This window comes from Sandaracinaceae bacterium (assembly GCA_020633055.1).
GTDB lineage: Bacteria > Myxococcota_A > Polyangia > Polyangiales > Houyiibacteriaceae > JADJJE01.
Window position 1 is genome coordinate 755,927 of record JACKEJ010000004.1, and the last position, 19,904, is coordinate 775,830.

At 71.7% G+C, this 19,904-nt stretch carries 19 protein-coding genes; 9 read left to right on the forward strand and 10 right to left on the reverse strand.

Translation table 11 applies throughout. From position 1 onward, the window contains the following. Positions 1-55: 55 nt before the first annotated feature. Entirely contained in the window at positions 56-604 is a 549-nt protein-coding gene (locus tag H6726_03060; protein MCB9656605.1) for a sigma-70 family RNA polymerase sigma factor, read from the reverse strand. 136 nt (positions 605-740) lie between these two features. Here H6726_03060 and H6726_03065 point away from each other — a divergent pair, with 136 nt between their 5' ends. Both H6726_03065 and H6726_03070 read left to right on the forward strand, forming a co-directional pair. After that, on the forward strand, positions 741-2,690 hold the full coding sequence (locus tag H6726_03065) for a CehA/McbA family metallohydrolase (protein ID MCB9656606.1): 1,950 nt from the start codon (positions 741-743) through the stop codon (positions 2,688-2,690). Positions 2,691-3,217: 527 nt separating this feature from the next. Continuing rightward, complete coding sequence (locus H6726_03070; protein ID MCB9656607.1) at positions 3,218-4,459, forward strand: hypothetical protein; 1,242 nt, start codon at positions 3,218-3,220, stop codon at positions 4,457-4,459. A 64-nt stretch (positions 4,460-4,523) separates the two neighbouring features. On the opposite strand, the gene H6726_03075 is transcribed toward H6726_03070, so the two are convergent. Continuing rightward, positions 4,524-4,955 carry a DoxX family protein gene (locus H6726_03075; GenBank protein MCB9656608.1) on the reverse strand — a complete coding sequence of 144 codons (432 nt, stop codon included), beginning with the start codon at positions 4,953-4,955 and terminating at the stop codon, positions 4,524-4,526. Between the two features lie 139 nt (positions 4,956-5,094). Here H6726_03075 and H6726_03080 point away from each other — a divergent pair, with 139 nt between their 5' ends. Further along, a complete protein-coding gene (locus H6726_03080) occupies positions 5,095-6,030 on the forward strand; it encodes a LysR family transcriptional regulator (GenBank protein MCB9656609.1) in 936 nt (311 codons plus the stop codon). Positions 6,031-6,054: 24 nt separating this feature from the next. Here the strand turns inward: H6726_03080 and H6726_03085 are convergent, their stop codons facing one another. Both H6726_03085 and H6726_03090 read right to left on the reverse strand, forming a co-directional pair. Next, positions 6,055-6,843, reverse strand: coding sequence for a zinc-dependent peptidase (locus H6726_03085; protein ID MCB9656610.1), 789 nt, complete (start codon positions 6,841-6,843; stop codon positions 6,055-6,057). Between the two features lie 3 nt (positions 6,844-6,846). Beyond that, entirely contained in the window at positions 6,847-7,314 is a 468-nt protein-coding gene (locus H6726_03090; protein ID MCB9656611.1) for a nitroreductase family deazaflavin-dependent oxidoreductase, read from the reverse strand. 93 nt (positions 7,315-7,407) lie between these two features. On the opposite strand from H6726_03090, the gene H6726_03095 reads away from it, so the two are divergent. Further along, a complete protein-coding gene (locus H6726_03095; GenBank protein MCB9656612.1) occupies positions 7,408-7,764 on the forward strand; it encodes a copper-binding protein in 357 nt (118 codons plus the stop codon). Positions 7,765-7,839: 75 nt separating this feature from the next. Then, positions 7,840-8,193, forward strand: coding sequence for a SufE family protein (locus H6726_03100; GenBank protein MCB9656613.1), 354 nt, complete (start codon positions 7,840-7,842; stop codon positions 8,191-8,193). Between the two features lie 15 nt (positions 8,194-8,208). Here H6726_03100 and H6726_03105 read toward each other — a convergent pair whose 3' ends face one another. From H6726_03105 to H6726_03125, 5 genes are all read right to left on the reverse strand, one after another. Continuing rightward, positions 8,209-8,829, reverse strand: a complete 621-nt coding sequence (locus H6726_03105; GenBank protein MCB9656614.1) for a glutathione S-transferase family protein — start codon at positions 8,827-8,829, stop codon at positions 8,209-8,211. A gap of 90 nt (positions 8,830-8,919) precedes the next feature. Beyond that, positions 8,920-9,795, reverse strand: a complete 876-nt coding sequence (locus tag H6726_03110) for an alpha/beta hydrolase (protein MCB9656615.1) — start codon at positions 9,793-9,795, stop codon at positions 8,920-8,922. A gap of 103 nt (positions 9,796-9,898) precedes the next feature. Further along, positions 9,899-11,338, reverse strand: coding sequence for a hypothetical protein (locus H6726_03115; GenBank protein MCB9656616.1), 1,440 nt, complete (start codon positions 11,336-11,338; stop codon positions 9,899-9,901). Positions 11,339-11,364: 26 nt separating this feature from the next. Further along, a complete protein-coding gene (locus H6726_03120; GenBank protein MCB9656617.1) occupies positions 11,365-12,744 on the reverse strand; it encodes an outer membrane protein transport protein in 1,380 nt (459 codons plus the stop codon). A gap of 83 nt (positions 12,745-12,827) precedes the next feature. Then, positions 12,828-14,180, reverse strand: coding sequence for a hypothetical protein (locus H6726_03125; protein ID MCB9656618.1), 1,353 nt, complete (start codon positions 14,178-14,180; stop codon positions 12,828-12,830). A gap of 245 nt (positions 14,181-14,425) precedes the next feature. Between H6726_03125 and H6726_03130 the strand changes: the two genes are divergently transcribed. The 4 genes from H6726_03130 to H6726_03145 all read left to right on the forward strand — a co-directional run bounded on the left by H6726_03130 (position 14,426) and on the right by H6726_03145 (position 18,662). Further along, positions 14,426-15,088 (forward strand): alpha/beta hydrolase, encoded by a 663-nt coding sequence (locus H6726_03130; GenBank protein MCB9656619.1) that lies wholly within the window; start codon positions 14,426-14,428, stop codon positions 15,086-15,088. A gap of 18 nt (positions 15,089-15,106) precedes the next feature. Then, positions 15,107-15,985, forward strand: a complete 879-nt coding sequence (locus H6726_03135) for a hypothetical protein (protein MCB9656620.1) — start codon at positions 15,107-15,109, stop codon at positions 15,983-15,985. A 246-nt stretch (positions 15,986-16,231) separates the two neighbouring features. Beyond that, positions 16,232-17,782, forward strand: coding sequence for a putative metal-binding motif-containing protein (locus tag H6726_03140; GenBank protein ID MCB9656621.1), 1,551 nt, complete (start codon positions 16,232-16,234; stop codon positions 17,780-17,782). A gap of 1 nt (position 17,783) precedes the next feature. Further along, the gene (locus tag H6726_03145; GenBank protein ID MCB9656622.1) at positions 17,784-18,662 is read left to right on the forward strand and encodes a tetratricopeptide repeat protein; all 879 of its coding nucleotides are present in this window, start codon (positions 17,784-17,786) and stop codon (positions 18,660-18,662) included. A gap of 25 nt (positions 18,663-18,687) precedes the next feature. On the opposite strand, the gene H6726_03150 is transcribed toward H6726_03145, so the two are convergent. After that, on the reverse strand, positions 18,688-19,899 hold the full coding sequence (locus H6726_03150) for a hypothetical protein (protein ID MCB9656623.1): 1,212 nt from the start codon (positions 19,897-19,899) through the stop codon (positions 18,688-18,690). Positions 19,900-19,904 lie beyond the last annotated feature (5 nt).

Here is a 19,904-nt window from a genome sequence, read left to right on the forward strand (position 1 = left end):
CCTGGGACGGCGCGGGCCGGCGCGAAGGCCATCGCCTCAGTCCGGCGCCCGCCCGTCACACGGGGAGGGGGCCCGAGAAGCCGCCGTCGCCCAGCAGCGGACCGGCCAGACGCTCGGCCTCGAGCAGCGCCTCCTTGAGCTTCGCCCGGCCGCGGTGCAGCAGGACGCGCAGGGCGCCACGGGTCACGCCCATGGAGTCTGCCGCGTCGTCCCGCGAGACCCCCTCGACGTCGCACAGCGTGACCGCTTCGCGCTCGCGGCGCGGCAGGGCGGGCAGCTGCGTGTCGATCACGCGCAGCGCCGCCAGGTCGTCCAAACGCTCACGCGCGGGTGGCAGCGTGGGCGGCGCGTGGTGCTCCTCGAAGGCCACGGACGGGCGACGACGCCGGTGATGATCGGCGATCTTCCGCCGCAGGATGGCGGTGAGCCACGTGCGCACGGCCGCTCGCCCCTCGAAGCGGTCCGCCGCGGAGATGGCAGCCGCCCAGGTCTCCTGGACGAGGTCCTGCGCGAGCTCGGGCTCCCGCACGCGGCGCTGGGCATACGCGAGGAGAGCGGGTTGATGGAGCGCGATCAGCGCGGAGTCGATGTGGAGGGTGGTCATGGGGGCGAATTGGAGAGCGGACCGCACCTTTTGGAACAGTCGGTCCAAAAGTGACCACGAGCCTCGGAGCCGCAAGGGGCAGCCCTGCATTTTCTGAAATTTGGTCTTCGGAGGCGCCGGGTGGCACACCAGATACATGCCGCTGCTGCCCCAGAGCCCCGAGCGCTACCTGCGCGCGCCGCGCCTCACCCATGCGCCCGAGGGGGCGACGCTCCACGTGATCGCTTGGGAAAACGGCGCGGAGCACGTACTGCGGGTGTCCCTGGACGCGGCCGGAGACGTGCTGAGCGAGCAGCCAGGGGACCCGCAGGCGGCGGTCGTGGCGCTGAGCCCCGAGGCCCCGCGACCGGCGGACAGCTCCACCGCCCTGTGTGTCGCATGTGACGCGGCCAGCGGTGCGCGGGTGCGCGTGACGTACGAGGGGGGGCTCAGCCGGGTCGTTCTGGAGACCGCGGGGCACGGCGCGGCAGGGGACGCGGCGGAGACCCCCGAGTCACGGGCCCCGAACCCCATGGACTCCGTGGTCGTGTTCGAGGCGGCGTGCATGGTCGCGGCGCCGGCCGTGCTCAGCGGGCCGGCCGGTACGCTGGTGGCCTTCCACCACGACCTGCGCGAGGACACCCACGAGACCGACGTGGCCAAGTGGATCGCGCTGCGGCTTGTCACGCCCGAGGGCGACGTGCTGGAGCCCGCCGCGCCCATGACCGGGCGCGACCGCGATCTGGCCGAGGTCGAGCAGTCGTTCGAGTTCCCGGCGCTGGCGCTCGGGCCTCACGGCGCGGTGGCCCTCTTCGGCCGCGGGTCGCACAACTTCTGGCGTCAGGACCTGGACGCGGACGGCTTCCACCCGCGCGTGCCGCTCAGCGACGGGGAGTGGGGCTCGCGTGGCCGCTGGGTGAGCGTGGTGGGGTGTGAGAGCCCACTGGGGCCGCGCCTCGTCACGGCGCAGCGCGACCGCCGCGGCATCCTCGTGCAGTCGCTCGAGCCGCCGCAGGGGCAGGCTCCAACGTGGGTGCCCACCGCGGTGCGTCCGCAGGTGGTGCCGCGCGCGCACGTGGCTCGGGCCGCCAAACACGACCCCGCAGCGGCGCACGGGATGCGCACGTACTTCGGCGACATCCAGCAGCACAGCGCGCACTCGGACGGGGTGGGCAGCGCCGACGAGGTGTACCTGCGCGCCCGCCATCGCTACGACGACGACTTCGTGGCGCTCACGGACCACGAGTCGTTCCTGGGCAAGCGCACCGGGCCGGGCGAGTGGGCCTACCTGCAGGACGTGGCCGACCGCTTCGACGAGCCCGGCGCGTTCGCCACGCTGATCGCCTACGAGTGGACCGGCAAGATGTACCCGGGGCCGGGGCACAAGTGCGTCTACCTGCCGCGCCGGGGGCTGCCGCTGGTGTCGCGCGACGACCTGCCCGAGGGCGCGGACCTGGTGCGCGCCGTGCGCGAGCTGGGCGGCATCGCGTCGCCGCACCACATCGGGTGGACGGGCTGCGACGAGGCTGGGCACGACCCGGAGGGGCAGCCGGTGTGGGAGATCTGCTCGTGCCACGGCTGCTACGAGCACGCGGACCACCCGCTGGGCATGCGCGGTGAGCACGTGCATCAGCTGGCGGACGTGATGTTGAAGAAGGGCCTGCGCTTCGGCTTCACGGCCTCGAGCGACAGCCACGGGCTGCTCTACCACCACGGCGAGGCCCGCAAGCGCGACCCCTACCGCACCGGGCTCACCGCCGTGCAGGCGCCGTCGCTCACGCGTGACGCGGTCTTCGAGGCGCTGCGTGCGCGGCGTTGCTACGGCACGAGCGGCGCCAAGATCCTGCTGGACATGCGCGTGGACGGAGCGCCCATGGGCAGCGTACTGAAGCGCCGCGGCCCCGTGCCGGTCAGCGCCAAGGCGCACGGCGAGAGCGACGTGGCGCGCCTCGAGCTGATCACACGGGACGGGGTCGTGGCGACAGCCGAGGGACGGGGGCGCGACGCGACGCTCGAGGCGCAGGTGGACGCGGACTACGTGTACGCGCGCGTGGTGCAGCGCGACGGCGAGATGGCGTGGGCCTCGCCGGTGTTCATGGAGCACTGACTGCTCTGATTTGGGGTCACCCCGGACTGAAGAGGCTGTGTCAGAAATGCTAACAGTCCCGATTTAGGGGCACCCCGGACTGAAGTCCGGGGCAGCATCCTTCCGAGCGCCCGGCTAGTGCCGGGCACTCGGAAAAGTCCTCCCCACAAGGGGGAGGACTGTCTTGCTCGGCGCCACCGCAAATCCACGAACGCAGCCGTCCCGCCGAACACCCGACACCAATCTACGAGACGCAGTCCGCCTCCGCAGGGGGCGGACTTGGCGGGAGCGATCACCTGAGATCGCTGCCCCGGACTTCAGTCCGGGGTGCCCCTAATTCGGGATATTTGGCTGTTCTGACACAGCCTCTTTAGTCCGGGATGCTCCTAATTCGGGACAGCTGGCCGTTCTGAGACAGTCTCTGAAGTCCGGGGCAGCAACCTCAGGTGACTTCGGCGAGTGCCAGGCGGTAGCCAACGCGCTTGCGCCCGCAGGCCCCAACGGCGATCCTGGCGCGCGGGGTTCCTGTGAGTTCAAGGCAGATCGAGATGGTGTGGCGCTGCTCGTCGTGCGGCCACCAGAACCTGGGGCGGCACAAGCTCTGCCAGGGCTGCGGCAACCCCAAAGATGCGAGCGAGCGCTACGAGATGCCGAGCGACACGGCGGCGGCCGAGACGGTCACCGCTCCTGAGCTGCTGCGCTTGGCCACGGCGGGGCCCAACTGGCAGTGCGGGTTCTGCGGCAGTCATCAGCGGCGGCTGGACGGCGAGTGTGCGCAATGCGGCGCAGCGCAGCAGGACGGACGCGACCTGTCGCCACCCACCGACGAGCCGGCTGGAGACGCCAAGGACGCCGAGCGCGCGTTCGACCCCGAAGACGAGGCCGTGCAGGAGCTGGTGGGCAAGCCCACGGGCACGCGCTGGAAAGTCGCCGGAGCTGCGGGGGTGCTGGCCGCCGTCGTGGGCTTCTTCGGCATGGGCGGCGAGGTGCCCGGCCTGCACGCCGACGGGCCGAAGACGCACTACGTGGCGCGGGTCGGCGCGCGCCGCTGGGAGCGGGTGGTCACGGTCGAGCGCTACCGGCAGGTGACGCAGGAGGCGTTCGCCGAGAACATCCCGAGCGACGCCGAGGACCGCACCAGCCTCGGGCAGCGCCACCATCACCACGAAGAGGTGCGCGACGGGTTCGACACCGAGCACTACACCGAGCGCGTGCGCGACGGGTACGACACGGAGCACTACACCGAGCGGGTGGCGTGCGGTCGGGACTGCAGCCCCCGCCCGCAGCGCTGTCGTGAGGTGTGCACGCCGAACGAGAACGGCTTCGCCACCTGCCGCGATCACTGCACCGGGGGCGGGCAGGACTGCACCACGCGCTACTGCAACGAGTCGCGCACGCGGCGCGTGCCCCGCTATCGCGACGAGCGACGCACGCGGCAGGTGCCTCGCTACCGCACCGTGTCGCGCACCGCGGAGTGGTACAGCTACCGCGTCTGGCGCTGGGGCGAAGACCGCGTAGTGCGCGCCGCTGGCAGCGGGCCGACCGAGCCGCGCTGGCCGAGCGCGGAGGAGATCCGCCTGAGCGAGGGGCTGGCCGAGGGGGAGCGCGAACGCGAGCAGCGCAGCGAGACCTTCGAGGTGACGCTGCGCGCGGGCTCGCGGGACTTCGTGAGCCACCCGGCGAGCGCGGCGGCGTTCGGGAGTCTACAAGCAGACACGGCGCACTTCGTGCGGGTGCAGCCGAGCGGAGGGTTCGTCGTCGAGGGGCCGGCCGACGGCACCAACCGCTGAGCGGCAGACCGATGGCCGACCAAGGAGGTGCGCGCCTCACGTGGCGGCGGCTCCCGAGGCGCGATCACTCGGCCGGGGCGACGCTGACGCCAGCAGCGGGGGCGGCGAGCGCGGGCTCGGCGCGCGCGGCGAGCATGGGCGCGAAGGCGCTGCGGTACGCGTAGGCCAGGAAGATCTCGAGCGCGAGGAGCAGCAGCGGCAGTCCGACGCCCTCACGCGCCAGCAGCCCGTGGTAGGCCACGATGTTGACGATCACGGGCGCTAGCAGGGCGAGCGCCAGCGGGACGAAGCGGTTGCCGAGCAGGAGCGCGCCAGCGATCACCTCGGTGCCCTTGATGAGCGGGAACATGTAGCCCGTGGCCGCGAGGGCCCCGAGGAAGGCTGCAGGGGCGCCCGTGACCGGCGGCATGGGGAGGAACTGGAGGAAGCCGTTCAGGCCGAACACGAGGAACGCGAGACCGAGGAACAGGCGGGCGATGGTGGGGAGCTTGGACATGGGAGCCTCTCGGGAAAGGCCGGGCGAGCGGCCGGGAATGGGGCCGGGGACGTCCCGGCGGGCATGTCCTGACTCTAATTGTTGCTATCCCACGCGGTAGACATGGCGCCACGAACACTCCGTTGCTATCAAGGCAACAATGGACCTCAACCTCAACCACGTCGCGGTGTTCGTCCAGGTCGTCGAGGCGGGCAGCTTCACGGCCGCAGGCGAAGCGCTGGGCCTGCCCAAGTCGTCGGTCAGTCGGACGGTGTCGAAGCTGGAGGAGGAGCTCGGCGTCCGCCTGCTGGCCCGCACCACGCGCAGCCTGCACCTGACGGAGGCGGGGCGGGTCTACTACGACCGCGTGCGCAACGCGCTGGCCAGCCTCGACGAGGCCGCCGCCGCAGCGGTCGACGACGTGCTCGAGCCGCGCGGCGTCGTGCGCGTGACGGGCTCGGCGGGCATCGGCAGCGGCGAGCTGGCCGTGCACATCGCCGAGTTCGTGCGGCAGTACCCGCAGATCCACGTGGAGCTCTCCATCACGGGGCGCACCGTGGACTTGATGGAAGAGGGCTTCGACCTGGCGGTGCGCGGGGGCACGCCAGAGGACTCGGACCTGGTGGCGCGCACCGTGGGGGCCTCGGACTTCGGGATGTTCGCCTCCCGCGCGTATCTCGACGAGTTCGGCGCCCCCACCACGCTGGCCGAGCTGAGCCAGCGCGCGTGCGTGCTGTACAAGGGGCGCGCGGGTCGCAGCACCTGGACCCTGAGCGACGCGGAGGGGAACCAGACGACGGTGCCCGTCCGCGGGCCGATCAACGTGGACGAGATGCTCTTCGTACGGCAGGCCGTGGAGGCGGGCGCGGGCATCGGCATGTTGCCGCTTGTGGTGCTCGCTTCCTGCCAACGGGCGGGACACCTGGACGCCTTGGTGCGCGTGCTGCCCGAGTACGCCACGCGCGGCGGCGTGCTGTACCTGGTCACCCCCCCGCTCGACATGGTGCCGCAGCGCGTGAAGCTGCTGCGCGACTTCCTATACGAGCGGCTGGCGGCGACGTACGGTCGCAACACGGCGTGCGCGACGCGCCCTTGAACGCCCCAAAGCGCGGCGCTGCCACTACGCGGGCGGGCGGTTCAGCGACGCGGGGCGCGCGTGCCCGTAGAAGCGCCGCAGCAGGCGCTCCACCTCGGGGAACTGCTCTTCGAGCAGGTCGGGGCGACACAACACGTGCTCGGAGCACACGGCGAAGAACTCCTCGGGGGAGTGCGCGGCGTACGGGTCCACCAAGCTGTCGTCCTCCTGGCCAGCGTCGACCAGCGCGCACAGGCGCTCGTAGGCCTGCGTGAAGGTGCGACCCCACTCGTCGCGGCTGACGCCCTTGGGCAGGCGCGGCATGCCGTCCACCCCGCCGCTCAGCTCGTCGAGCTTGTGCGCGATCTCGTGCACCACGACGCACACTCCGTCGTCGGGCTTGTCGAGGTCCTCCTCGATGTCGGCCCAGGACAGGATCAGCGGCCCGCGCTCCCAGGCCTCGCCGATCAGCTCCTCGTGGTACTCCGTGACCACACCCGTGAGCTCGTCCTCGTCGCTGCGCAGGGCGCGGAACCCCTGCGGATAGACGATGACGCTGGTCCACCCGCGCAGCGCCTCGTGCCCGATGTGCAGCACGGTCCAGGACGCGAGCGCGGCGATCACGAGGCGCATGTCGTCGGTGACCACGAGGCCAGCCGCGCCCACGAAGCGCTTGGTGCGCAGGAAGTGCCCCGTGTACTCGCGCAGGCGCAGCAGCTCGTCGGCGTGGAGGTCGTCGAACCAGACCACGCCCTCCAGCAGCGCGGCCCATGCGGCGTCCTCGATGGGTACCGGGTCGGGGCCGCGCAGGAGCCGTCGGAAGAAGGGCAGCATGCGTCAGTCGATGACGACGACCGGGATCTCGCGGTCTCCGCACCACGCCAGGTAGCGGTTGAAACGTGGGTGCTCGTGCGCCACCGAGTCCCACAGGCGCTGACGCTCCTCCCCGGTGGTGGTGCGCGCGGTGCCGGTGAAGAGCTGGCCACCGATCTGGTAGATCACGCGCGGGTTGGCGCGCAGGTTGACGTACCACGCGGGGTGCACCTTGTTCCCGCCGTAAGAGGCGATGGTGAGGAGCTTCCCGTCGCGGCGGAAGTAGGGGATGGCCACCGTGCGCTCGATGCCGGTCTTCCGGCCCGTGGTGGTGAGCAGGAAGATGTCGAGCCCGTCGGCGCGCCCGCCGATGAGCCCGTGCGTGCGCTCGTAGAGCTTGATGTGGAGCCGCCCGATGCGCTTCATGGTGTCGGGCTTGGGCACCCAGGGGATGAAGAAGCGGCGGCGCGCGGGCAGGTGGGAGTCGGACATGGCGGCCCGACGATAGCAGGCCCGCGCAGGGATCCGACTGCGAGTCGGCGCCTGGCCTTGCCGACCCGGCGGCGCGCTCCCAGACTTGGCGCGATGTTCTCGTTCTCCCCCAGCGTCGTGCTCGTGACCCTGCTGCTCGCCCTGCCCGCGAGCGCCTGCCAAGACCCGGAGGCCAATGGCGCGGCCGTCAGCGCAGAGGGCGCGGGCCACGAGGAGCAGCAGACCAACCGCTACACCGTGAACGGCGTGGTACGCGGCATCGATCGCGACCGCCTGAGCGTGACCATCGCGCACGAGGACGTGCCCGGCTACATGCCCGCCATGACCATGCCCTTCAGCCTGCGCGCCGCGAGCCAGGTGGACGGCCTCGACGTGGGCGACGCGGTGCGCTTCACCTTCCAGCCGGAGGCTGGCGGACGGCACGTGGTCGTCGAGATCGCGAAGCGCTGAGCCGTGGGCGCGCAGAACCCCATCGGCGTGGACCTCCCGGAGCTGCTCGAGAACTTCGAGTTCCTGGACGACTGGATGGAGCGCTACCGCTACATCATCGAGCTGGGCAAGCGCCTGCCGGAGCTACCCGAGGCGCAGCGCACGGCCGAGAACAAGGTGCTGGGGTGTCAGAGCCAGGTGTGGCTCGTGACCTCCGAGAGCGACGACCCGGACGTGATGGTGTTCGAGGCGGACTCCGACGCGCACATCGTGCGCGGCCTGGTGGCCATCTTGCTGGTGATGTTCAGCGGCAAGACGCGCGCCGAGATCGCGGCGCTGGACCCGCGCCCCACGTTCGCCGAGCTGGGCCTCGACCAGCACCTGAGCCAGGGGCGCAGCAACGGGCTGCTGTCCATGGTGGGTCGCATCAAGGCGCTGGCGGCCGCGTGAGGACTCGCGCGTAGCTCACTTCGCGCAGGCTGCGTAGTACGCGACCACGCGCGGGTCGCTGGCGATGCGCTCGTTGTGCTTGGTGAGGGCGGGCGAGAGCTCGGTCACGAAGCTGGCGGGGATGTGGTCGAGCGTGCCCTTGAGCAAGCTGCGCAGCTGCACGAACACCTTGAGGTCCGCCACCGTCAGGCGGCCATCCGCGAAGTACTCGCCGCCCCCGCGCGCGAGCAGCACGTCGAGGCCCTTGATCAGCGTGGTCAGTGGGCCCTTGGCGAGGGCCTCGCGGGCCTCACGCAGCGCGTCGCCCTTGAGGCCGAAGGTGCGCACCACCTGGTTCGCGATGTCCTCGACCGCGTCCATGACCTCGTCGCAGTAGAGAGCCTGGAGGAGGTCCTCCGGGTAGAGCCCGGCCAGGCGGCCGACGTAGCGGTTGAGCGCGTTCGACTGCGTCACCTCGGCGCCGTCGATGGTCAGCACGGGCACCGCGTTGAAGCGCAGCGACGCGCGCTTCTGGCCAAACTCGGCGAACGACCAGCGCTCGTCCTCGAAGGGGATGCCGCCGAGACAGAACGCCAGCCGGATGGACTCGGCGCGGCCGCCGTGGACGTCGAAGTAGGTGAGCTTGTAGTGGGTCATGGGCAGCGTGTCTCCGAGAGAGGGAAGGCGCGCACGCTGCCACGACTCGCGCCCGGGGCGCCAGCGCCAGCAATGCGGACCGTAGGCGCGCTACTCGGCCGCGACGGCAGAGGCCCCGTGGGACAGCTCGCGCACGTGCGTGAGGATGCTGGCCGGCGCTTCGCACGTGACCATGTGGCCCACGCCCGGCAGCCAGATGTTGCGCGCGTTGGGGATGTCGCGCCCCAAGCGCTGCGAGTGCCAGGGCTTGCACGTCTTGTCGCGCTCCCCGCACAGCACGATGGTGGGTACGGTGATGCGGCCCAGGTTGGGATACCAGTCCTCGTCCATCTGCGCGCGCAGGATGGGCAGAGAGCGCTGCATGTCGTGCTCCAGCATGCCGAGGCGGTTCTGCTCCACGTACTCGTCCGGGGCCCAGTCGCCGAAGATGGTGCGCGACATGAGCCGGCCCAGCTGCGGCTGCTTGATGAGCTGGGCCATGATGCCCAGCTGCAGCAGCGGGATCTGGAGCTGGTTCTGCAGGCTGCCCTCGGCCACGCGGCCGCCGTGCGCACCCACCAGCAAGAGGCCGCGCAGGCGCTCGCGCACGACGTCGGTGTGTGTCTGCGCGAAGACGAGCGAGAGGAAACCGCCCATGCTGTGCCCCACTAGCACCGCGTCGCGCAGGTCGAAGTGCTCGAGCACCGCCACGTAGTCGCCCGCCATGGCGACCGAGGTCAGTCCGTCGCGCCCCAGCGACGAGGCGCCGTGCGCGCGCTGATCGAAATTGGTCACCCGGAAGCCGGCCTCGACCAATTGGCGCTGCACGATGGCCCAGTCGCGCTCGCTGCCCATGTAGCCGTGCGCCAGGAGCACGTCGGGCCCTGACCCCGCGCGCCGCGCGTGGAGGCGCGTGCCATCGGGGCGGGGGATCCACTCGGAGTCACCGAGCATGGGGAGGTCGAGGCGGGGCAGGCTGTGGGGCATGAGGACTCTCGGGGCTGGGCGCCGCTGGGGGCATTCAGGGGGAGTGCCTGGTGGTAGAGAAGCTGGGTCGTCAGAGGCGGCCCAGAGACGTGACGTGCAGCCGCTACGCCGCGAAGAGCGCGTCGAGCTGCTGAACGAGGGCTGTGCGCAACGCGCTCTCCGAGGATGACGTGAATAGGCCCGGCAGGCGATAGAGGAACGGGCTCATCTCCACTTCGTAGCCACCGAGCGCGTGGTCCTCTGCTGGAGGGATGTAGCCGAGCATGCCGTTGGCGTAGCCCACGACCAGCGTGCGGGCGGCGGGCGATGCCGCCTTGATGCGCTGCCCGGTGGTGGTGAAGAGCTCGGCGCCGCAGGTCGTGAGGGCGACGTCGCCGAGGCGGAGGGACTGCAACGTGAGCGGCGCCACCCATGCGCCATCGGGCTCGTGCTGCGCGGTCGGGGCCCAGGGGTACATGCGGTCCAGGAGCGGGTCCGCCCAGCGCGCGGGGATGCGCGTCTGGCGGGACAGCTCGCGGGCATGCCGGGGCAGCGCGTCCGAGCGGGGCGCGGGGGCGCGCAGGGCGGTGGTGGATGGCCGGGGCGCGCGCTGGTTGCTCCCTGGGGCGGCCGAGGCCTGATCATCCCCGAGGACCGCCGCGGCCGGATCGTCGGCGGGCACATGAAGCGCGAGTGGAAGCACCTCCAGCTGAGCGCCCACGTGCGAGCTCGCGACGGGCTCGAGCGGACCCTCGACCAGCGCGAGCGCTGCCTCGGCCACCGTGCGCCCCAGCCGCGTGACGGCCGCGTCGCCACCGCGCAGCCAGCGGTGGTTCGGGTCCACGTCGCCGGTGGCCCCTTGGAGGAACAGCACGGTGCCCGCCCCGCGCGCCTCCATGTGGCGCCGCATCTCCCCCGGCCACTCGGCCGACGCGCGTCGGTTGAGGGGGCTGAGGATGGTCGGGTGGCAGGCGTGATTGACGAGCGTGGCCAGCGGTCGCCCGCCTTCGGCGCGCACGACGAGCACGTCCAGGTCCGGGTCCAGCGGCCCGTCGGGGTTGGTGCCGATCACGATGCGCCCGTCGGACGCGACCTCACGTCGGTTGTGACCGATGACGACGCGCCCGGTGGCGCGCCCCAGCGTGGCCGGCGCCAGCGCACGCACGGCCTCGTCGGCGGCGCTCAGCAGCTGGGCCTCGAGGTGCGCGAGGAACGCGTGCTGCGCAGGGGGTGAGGAGGCCAACGCCGAGCCCAGCGGCGAGCTGTGGCTGTGGATGCACGTCAGCGCGATCGCTTCGGGGGGGACGCCCGTGCGCTCGGCCAGCTTGGTGCGCAGGGCGCTGGCGAGCGCGTCGTGGATGGCCAGGAGGTCCATCGACGCGAGGAGCACCACGCTGCGAGCCCCCCCGCGCAGCCCTTCGCTCGCGGCAGCGCCCTGCCCTTCTCCCTCGAGGGCCAGCACCGTGAGCGAGAGGGGGTCGCGCACGCTGCGGTGCGCCCGGAAGGGGTTGGGGTAGCCGGCCAGCCACGTGCCGCGCGGCAGCTCGAGAGGGCGTCGCGCCACGCCCGCGCGCATACCGGGAGCGCTGCTCAATGGAACGCGAGCTCCACCTGGAGGCCGAAGCCGTACTGCCGCCCGCCAGCGGTGTAGTCACCCACGGGGTCCACCAACGAGAGCTTCTCGTGCGCGCGCTCGCTGACCTGCGCGTAGAGGAAGTACGCGTCCACGTTGAGGTCGCCCGGGAAGCGGCGGCCCGGGCTCACGAAGGTGGCGCCGACGCCCAGGGCGAGGCTGTGGCGGTTGCTGTCGACGAAGTTGGTGCGCCCGCGCTGTGCCGGGAATGGCGAGCGCTCGAACACGTAGCCGGCCCGCGTGTGCAGCACGAACGCGTCCGTGCGGTGCGCGTCCCACTCGACGCCGACGCGGGGCACCACGATGTCGCGCAGGTTCATGGGTACAGGTGTGGTCCCGCCGATCATGGACGGGATGTCGAGCATGATGCCCGGCGGCAGCTCCACGTTGAGCAGCAGCTCCTCCGTGCTGATGAGGCTCGGGTGCTTGGACCAGTCCACCCAGCTGACGTCGAGGCTGACGCGCAGCGCCTCGATGGGGCGCGCGGCGACGCCGACCACGAGCTGCTGCGGGATGTATGCGCCCACGCTGCGGGAGACGAGCTCGAAGCTGACCGGGAAGGCCGGACCGAGGCCCGTGAGGCCGCCCTCCACGCGTGCGGTGAGCTGGTCGCGCAGCGCGAGCGCCCCGCGCCAGGTGACGCCAATCGAGAGCCAGTCGAGGGGGCGCACCTGGGCGCCGGCTTGGAAGGCGCGGCTGCTGAGCAGGTCGCCCTGCAGCTGGTGGGTGAGCCGCGTCTGCGAGGTGCGGAGGAAGTTGATGTCCCCGACGATGTCGAGCTCCATGGTGGACGCGGACTGGAACGTGACGCCCACGCCGACGTTGAGCCACGGCACCAGCTGGAGCGCCAGGTTGGTGGCCAGGTAGACCTTGTGCGGGCGGCTGTCGTAGAGCGTCCAGAAGGGGCGCGAGGGGAGCGAGGAGCGCGTGCGGTTGATGCGCTGGTCGGGCAGATGAACGGCCAGACCAAACGCGAGGCGCACGCTGCCGATGGCGGCCGGCGCGACGATGCCGAGGTTGAGCCCGCTGATGCGCTCGACGTGGCTGTTCACGTCGTTGATGTGCAGGTCCGAGCTGAGCGACGCGTAGGAGAGCGAGAGGCGCAGCCCCGGGCTGCCCACGAGCCCGGCCGGGTTGTAGTAGTTGGCCCCGCCGTCCTGTACGTCCGCGGCCACGGCGCCCCCGAGCGCGATGTTGCGGGCGCCGAAGCCGAGCAGGTCGGCGGGCGTCGCGTGGGCCGTGACGGGGACGCCGAGGGCGACCCCCAGCAGGGCGGCGCCGAGGACGACGAGAGACAAGCGTGCCCGCCCAGGCTCGAACGTGAGCGGGGAGCGCACGACGCACGCAGCGCCTCCACGTACATGCCGGGGAGGCCGCTGGACCGGCCGGCGCTCGGCGCGATGCGATCGACGGGCGGCGCTCACCACTCGAGGCCTCCCGTCCAGCCGAGAGCGAGGATCCAGCCTTCGCTGCGCATGTGGGGTCCCGTGTCGCTCGGCGAGACGGCGTCGGCCGAGATGCTGTGCGTGCGCGCGCCGATGCGCTGCGCCTGCGCGAAGAGGTCGAAGCGCACCAGCGGCTCGTGGCGCGTCTGCCAGCGGATGCCGGTGCCGGCGGTGAGCACGTAGCGGTGCCCGTCCAGGTAGCGCACGGGCAGCAGCACGGGGCGGCCGTTCGGGTCGAGGCGCACCTGCCCCGTGCTGTCACGTCCCGGCTCGAAGCCTGCGCGCGGGGCTGGAGTGGGGTCGAAGGCGAAGCCCCCGCGCAGGGTGGCCGAGAGAGCCTCGTCGCCCGTGCGCCACTCGGCGGCGATGCGCGGCGAGACGGTGTCCCGGAAGCGCGGTTCGGGCGGCTCGAAGCTGTCCTCGGTGGTGCGCTGCGGGGCCCCCGTCCAGGCGGACCAGCGGCGATACGTGAGGTTCGCGACGAGCATCAGGCTCGGCACCGGGAAGAACGAGACCTCGGCGGTGAGCGTGTGCGGGTCGAAGTGCGCGAGCGCGTCGATGGTGAGCGCGGGCAGCGCGATGGGCAGATCGTTGACCTGCACGTCGAGCGCGACGTCCGTGCGCAGCTCGCCGCGGTAGGTGACGCCCAGGGCCCAGCGCTCCCGCTGGTACTGCACGCCCAGCACGGGCGAGAAGCTGGTGGTCAGCTGCACCTCGGTCACGGAGGCAAAGTCGCCGCTCGGGTCCAGCTCGACGATCAAGCGCCCCAGGTTCTGCGCCATGGCCGAGACGCCGCCGCCGATGCGTAGGCCGGGCACCCAGCGGTCGAGGTTGATGCCGGCCGCCATCTGCAGCGCGACGACCTGCGCGCGGTCGACCACGGGCCACTGCGGGGAGTCCACGAACAGGACGTTGTTGCGCAGCACCGTGTTGGTGGGCGTGAAGAAGCCGGCGCCGATGACGAAGACGTTCTCGAGCTCGTCGGTGAAGGGCAGGGGCAGCTGGAAGCCGATGGTCATGCCCTGCGACGCGTCGGTGGGCATGATGTCGCCGTCCAGCCGGAGGCGATAGGCCCCGCCCGTGAGCCCGAGCACCAGCGCCATGCGCCGCGCCCCAGCGAGCCCGGCGGGTTTGGCGAACACGGCCTCGAAGTCGTCCACGTAGGACGCGCCGGTCATCGCCATACCAGGCGTGCGCGCGCCGAAGCCGAAGATGTCCTGCGGCGTGGCGTGAGCAGACGGTGGCGCAGCGAGCGTGACGGAGGCACACGCGCAGAGCAGCACGAGCGCGCGTCGCGTTGCGCGGAGGGCTGGGGGGGAGAGGAACATCGACGCGCGCGAGGCTACGCGACCACGGCACGCAACTCCACCCATGTGCGGCGAATAATCGAGGAATAATCGTGGTTCCACGTGCCTCGCTCCGTTGGCTCGGTCCTCCGCGACGTTGGAGGCGAGCAGTACGCGATCTCGTTCGAGCGCGTTGTCGTGAACCCAGCCACGGGACCCAGATGCTACAGAGCCACGTGGTCTCCCATCCGTCGCTCGTCTTGTTGCCCGGAATGGACGGCACCGGGATGCTCTTCGAGCCATTGCTGGACGCGCTCCCAGCGGACGTCAGCGCAAGGGTCGTGCGCTACCCGACCGACGCGTCGCTGTCCTATGAGGCGCTCGTGACGCGCGTGCTGGCGCAGCTGGCGGACGACGAGCCTTTCGTGCTGGTGGCCGAGTCGTTCTCGGGGCCCATCGCGCTACGCGTGGCGGCGACGCGACCCGCGGGGCTGCGCGCCATCGTGCTGTGCGCGTCGTTCGCGATCAGTCCCGTCCCCGTGCCGGCTGCCCTGGCGAAGGTGGCGCGGCCGAGGCTGCTGCGGGCCGCGCCGTTCTCGCTGCAGGCGCCGATCATGCTCGGGGCCGGCGCTGACGCACCCCTGCGCGGATTGCTGCGAAGCGCACTCGAGGCGGTCTCGCCCAACGTGCTCGCGTTCCGCATCGGGGAGGTGCTGCGCGTAGACGTGACGGACGCGCTCGCGGCCTGCCCGGTGCCGCTCCTGTACCTGCGCGCCACGCGCGACCGCTTGGTCAGCGCACGCAGCCGCGACCACGTCGTCGCGCACCAACCGCGCGCTTCGGTCGTCGACATCGACGGGCCGCACCTGCTGCTGCAGCGCAGGCCAGCGGAATGCTGGCGGGCCATGGTCGCGTTTCTGGACGACAGGCTGGACGCGCAGCCAAGCTGACCACTCCCCGAGGGCCCCATGCAGAACGACTTCACGATCGCGCCGCGTTTCTACGACGGCTCGCTGCGGCCACTGTCCGCCACCGAGACGCTGGAGCTCTGGCTGCTGCAGCTGGGGCTGATGCTCCTGGGGACGTACTTCGCCGTGGGCGTGCTCACCGAAACGCCCTACGCGTGGCCGCTGCTGATGGGGCCAGGCCCGTTTTTCGCGGTGTTGTGCGTGTACCTGGGCTGTCAGCTGCAGCGACGCACGCCGCACCTGTACGCCCTGGTGCGCTTCGTGACGCTGTTCAGCGTGCCCTACGCGGGCCTCGCGCTCGCCCGGGGTCACTTGCAGGAAGGCACGGAAGCGGCCACCTGGCACATCGGCTACCTGCCGCCGCTCCTGCTCGCTGGGACCCTGGCGCTGCGCCTGCACGCGTGGCGGCGCCTGTTCGATTCCGCCTATGAAGACGGGATGGACGAGGGCGGCGCCTTGCTGCTGGAGCTGTTCGCCGGGGTGGGCGCGTGGTGCGCCGTGGTGTGTGGTGTGGCGTGGGCGCCGCAGCTGCGGGAGTGGGCCTTCGCGCAGCCCAGCGGTGGCCGGCTGGTCCCGATGCCCGCCTACACCGTCACCCTGTTGCGGCTGATGTTCGTGCCGGCGCTGATCTCCGCGGGGGTGGGCGCGGCGCTATACGTGCGCCGGGCCTCGCGCGGTGCGACGACCGCCGCGCTCGTGTTCGTCTTGGGGATAGCCACGATCCACGCCGTCATGCTGGCGGCCTTCGCCAACGACGGGTGGTCCATGGCGTCGGGAGTCCTCTGGTCGCTGGTGTTGCTGGGGTTCGCCCAGCACATCTTCCGCCGGGGCGTGGGGCGCAGCTCGGCTTGGGCGGACGCAGCCCCGAGCGTGTTCTAGCGCGCGCGGACGCACGGGCGCCTCACCGTCCGGGGTATGCGACGCCGCAACCCGAGCGTTCGGAGGTGCGCGCGCAGCAGCTCCTCGCGCGGGCGGAAGGGATACGTTGGCCCCTGCGCTCCTACATGTCATCTTGACCCAGCGCGGGCCGCGTGGGTGCCCCGCCAAGCTTTGGTGAGGTCTATGTCCGTAGCGTGGGGCCGGGGGAAACTCGGTGGGTGCCGTTCGAAGGGGAGTCTGTGGAGCATGCCGACGTGGCTGCTCGCCACGTGGGCGCTCGCGAGCGTCACAGGCTGCTCGTTGCTCTACGACGGCGACGACCATCAAGGGGGCGTGCTGGACGGGAGCACGGGCGACACGGGTGTGGACGCCGCCGCGCAGTGCATGGCCGACCCCGACCAGGACGACGACGGGCACGACGCCATCGCGTGCGGCGGGGACGACTGCGACGACATGAACAACGCGGTGTACCCCGGCGCGCCCGAGGTGTGTGGCAACAACCGCAACGAGAGCTGCGGAGACGCGACCCTCGCGACCGCGCTCGGCGTGACCGCGCCCGTGGTGCAGCACCCACCGCGCTTGCTGTTCAGCTACCAGCAGCCTCGCTTCCCGAGCACGGCCAACTTCGTCGCGCCCGTCAGCATGGCGTCGACGCTGGGCAACGTGGGGTGGTTCGTGGCCGCGACGCTGCGCCACAACGGGACGCAGAACGAAGAGGTGATGATCCGCGCGACCGCCGACGCGCCCACCACGTTCACGCAGATCTCGAACTACATCCAGGGGCCGCCCGCGTTCGCCGACCTGGTGGGGCTCGCCGTCGCGCGCGACCGCAACACCGGAGGGGACCCGGCCATGGCCATGATGGCGCTGTACCGGCAGCCCGACGGGGACGACGTGCTGGGGTTCGTGGGGGACATCGACACCCCCGGGAACGACATCGCCCTCACCAACCTGAGCCCGCTGACCACTACCGAGGACGTCTCGTTCCGCCCCGGGATGACGATGACGGGCGGGGATCTCCCACCGCAGTGGGTGCTGGGCGAGGTCGGCTCGGTGACCATGCCAGACCGCCTCGGGTCATGCCGCGAGGGCTCCGCCTCGTGCAACTTCACGGACTCCACGCTGGGCGGCACGTCCGACGAGCAGCCGATCCTCGCGGCGGGGTCTCCCACGGGGCACGTGTTCTTCGCTTCGGGGGCGGGGCCGCTGATCATCTGGGACCCCATCAGCAACGGCACCACGACGCTGTCGGTGTCCGCGCTCATCGCCGACGGTGTCGAGACGAACGGCCGCCCGTCGGTGGCCGAGGTCGCCGTGACACCCGGCCTACCCGCCATCCACCACTACGTCGTGGCCCTGCCCTATCGCGACGCGGGCGATGCCGCGCGCCTGGCCCTGGTGGGCATCGACTGCGGCTTCGGCCAACAGCCCGCGGCGTGCACCGCGGGGCGCTCCATCGCAGTGCCCGTCGGGAGCGGCAGCTTCGCTGGGCCCGTCGCCATCGTCGGCTATGGGCAGGGGCGCTTCGCGCTGCTGGTGGCGCGCACGCTCGCCGGCACACACTCGCTGCGGATGCTGCCAGGGAGCTACGACCACACGGCCGTGAGCGACCCGTTCACGGTGGGCGAGGAGCGGGAGCTGCAGAGCTTCGCGGCCAGCGCGGGCGCGCTGCTGGACGTCAACGCCAACTACCTCGCGCGCGTCAGCCAGCCCTCCATCGTGTCCGTCGTGTGGCAGGCCCAGCGCGGGCTGGTCGAGCTGCACACCACCGCCTTCTCGTTCTGCCAGGAGCCCTGACGTGCCGCGACTCGCTCAGCCCCATTCGTTCGCGTCCGCGCTGCGCGGGCTCCTGCTCGCCTGCGCGCTAGTCGCTCCGAGCGGCGCAGGCGTCGCCCGCGCGCAGCCGTCCGAGTCGAGCGACCAGATCGCCCACGCCCACTTCACGGCGGGCACCGGGTACTTCAACAGCGGCGACTACGAGTCGGCCCTGCGTGAGTTCGAGCGGGCCTACGCGCTCACGCAATATCCGCAGCTGCTGTTCAACCTGTTCGCCTGTCACGAGCGCCTCGGGCACCTGGAGCCGGCCATCGCGCGCCTCGAGCAGTACCTGGCCGCCGCGCCCGACGCCGAGAACCGCGTACGCCTGGAGGAGCGGCTGGCCAACCTGCGGCGCCGCTACGACGCGCAGCAGAGCGGCACCCCCACGACCGAGCCGGAGCGCGAGCCCCCGCCGACGCTGCTCGAGGGTCGGCCGGCGCCTACCCCGGAGCCTGCTCCCGCCGAGCCCGCGGCGCCGGTGAGCGACCCGGACGAGGACCAGACGGACGCTCCGACGTCGTCGGGGCACGCGCCCGCGATCGCCATGTTCGGCGTGGCCGGGGCCGGCGCCGTGACCTGGGCCGTGGCCGGACTGATGGCCCGCAGCGAAGACCGCGCGCTGGCCCGCACGTGCGGACGTGACGGACCGCGCACGTGCTCCGACGCGCAAGTCCAGGGGCTGCGCCGACGCGCCATCACCGCCGACGTGGGGCTCTCCGTGGCCGTCGTCGGCGGCGTGGTCGGGCTGGTGCTGCTGCTCGTGCAGGGTGGCGACGACGACCCGTCCGAGCCGGCGGTGGCGGTGGACGCCGACGTCGGTCCGGGGCTCGCCAGCGTGCGGGTCAGCGGCCGCTTCTGAGACCCCGGTGTCGGGTCGGCTGCGGTCAGAACGAGTACGCGAGGTCGAGCCCGACGCTGACGCCTCCGCGCGTGGCCTGCTGCCCGCGGTAGCCGACGACGAGCCTGACGTACGTGTCGGGCGCGAACCGGTACGCCGCGTCCAACAGCAGGCGCACGTTGGCGTCGCCGTCCAACGGGAAGTTCGTGACCTCGATGGTGGCGCCCAGGGGGACGTGCGGCACGGTGTCGAAGCCCAGACGCACCCTGGCGAGGTAGCCCACGTCGGCCAGGTACTCCCCGCCCAGCTCGACGTGGGTGCCAAAGGGCTTGCCGAGCAGGGCGTAGGCGCCACCTCCCAAGGTGAAGCCGTCCTCCGAGAACCCGAGCGCGAGCGCGACGCGTAGGCGCATCCGCTCGTGGAGGCGCAGGGTCAGGTCCGCCCGCCCGTAGTCGACGCCCGGGTCGTTGGGTCCGTCCACCATCGCGCGCGTCACGCCCACGCCCACCTCGATCGTCTCGAGCGCCGTCAGGAAGTGGTGCGCGTAGGAGGCGGTCGCGCGCAGGTAGTAACCCCCGGAAGGACCCAGCTGCACCACCTCGCCTCCGAGCCGGAACGTGTTGCGACGTCCCTCGCGGTCGGCCAGCGCCTCACGCTCGAGGCGACGCCGGCGGGGCTCGATCACCACGATGGGCTGGGGATCGTCGGCGCTCGCGAAGATGGGTCGCTCGCGCCCGCTGGCCTCGTCGCGCAGCACCACCCAGTACTCGCTGCCGGTGAGGTGCAGGTGCTCGGGTGAGAGCGTCGCGACGAAGCCCTCGCTCGTCATGACGACGGGCACGGCGGCGGGTTCGTCCGTGCTGCCCAGCGGACGCACGAACACCAGCACCTGACCCGGGTCGCCGGGACGCGCCACCAGGAAGCGCAGCTGTGCGCCCGTCGAAGGCGCCTGCATCAGCGGTCGGTGCGCGATGCGGCGCGACGCGAACGTGTCATCGTCGGGCCGCGCGGCGCCAGCGTCTCCAGCGGAGTCCTCGTCGGGCGAGGCGGGCTCGGCGCCCGAGGCATCCTGGTCGGGCGAGGCGGGCTCGATGCCCGGCGCGTCCTCGTCGCCCGAGGCATCCTCGTCGGGCGGGGCAGCTTGCGCGGCCACTTGCGTGACCAACATGACCAACGTGAGCAGCACCAGCGACGTGAGCGCGAGCCCACCGAAGCGGGACACGAACCAAGCGCGCAGAGAGGGTGTGTGCGTCTTCATGTGGC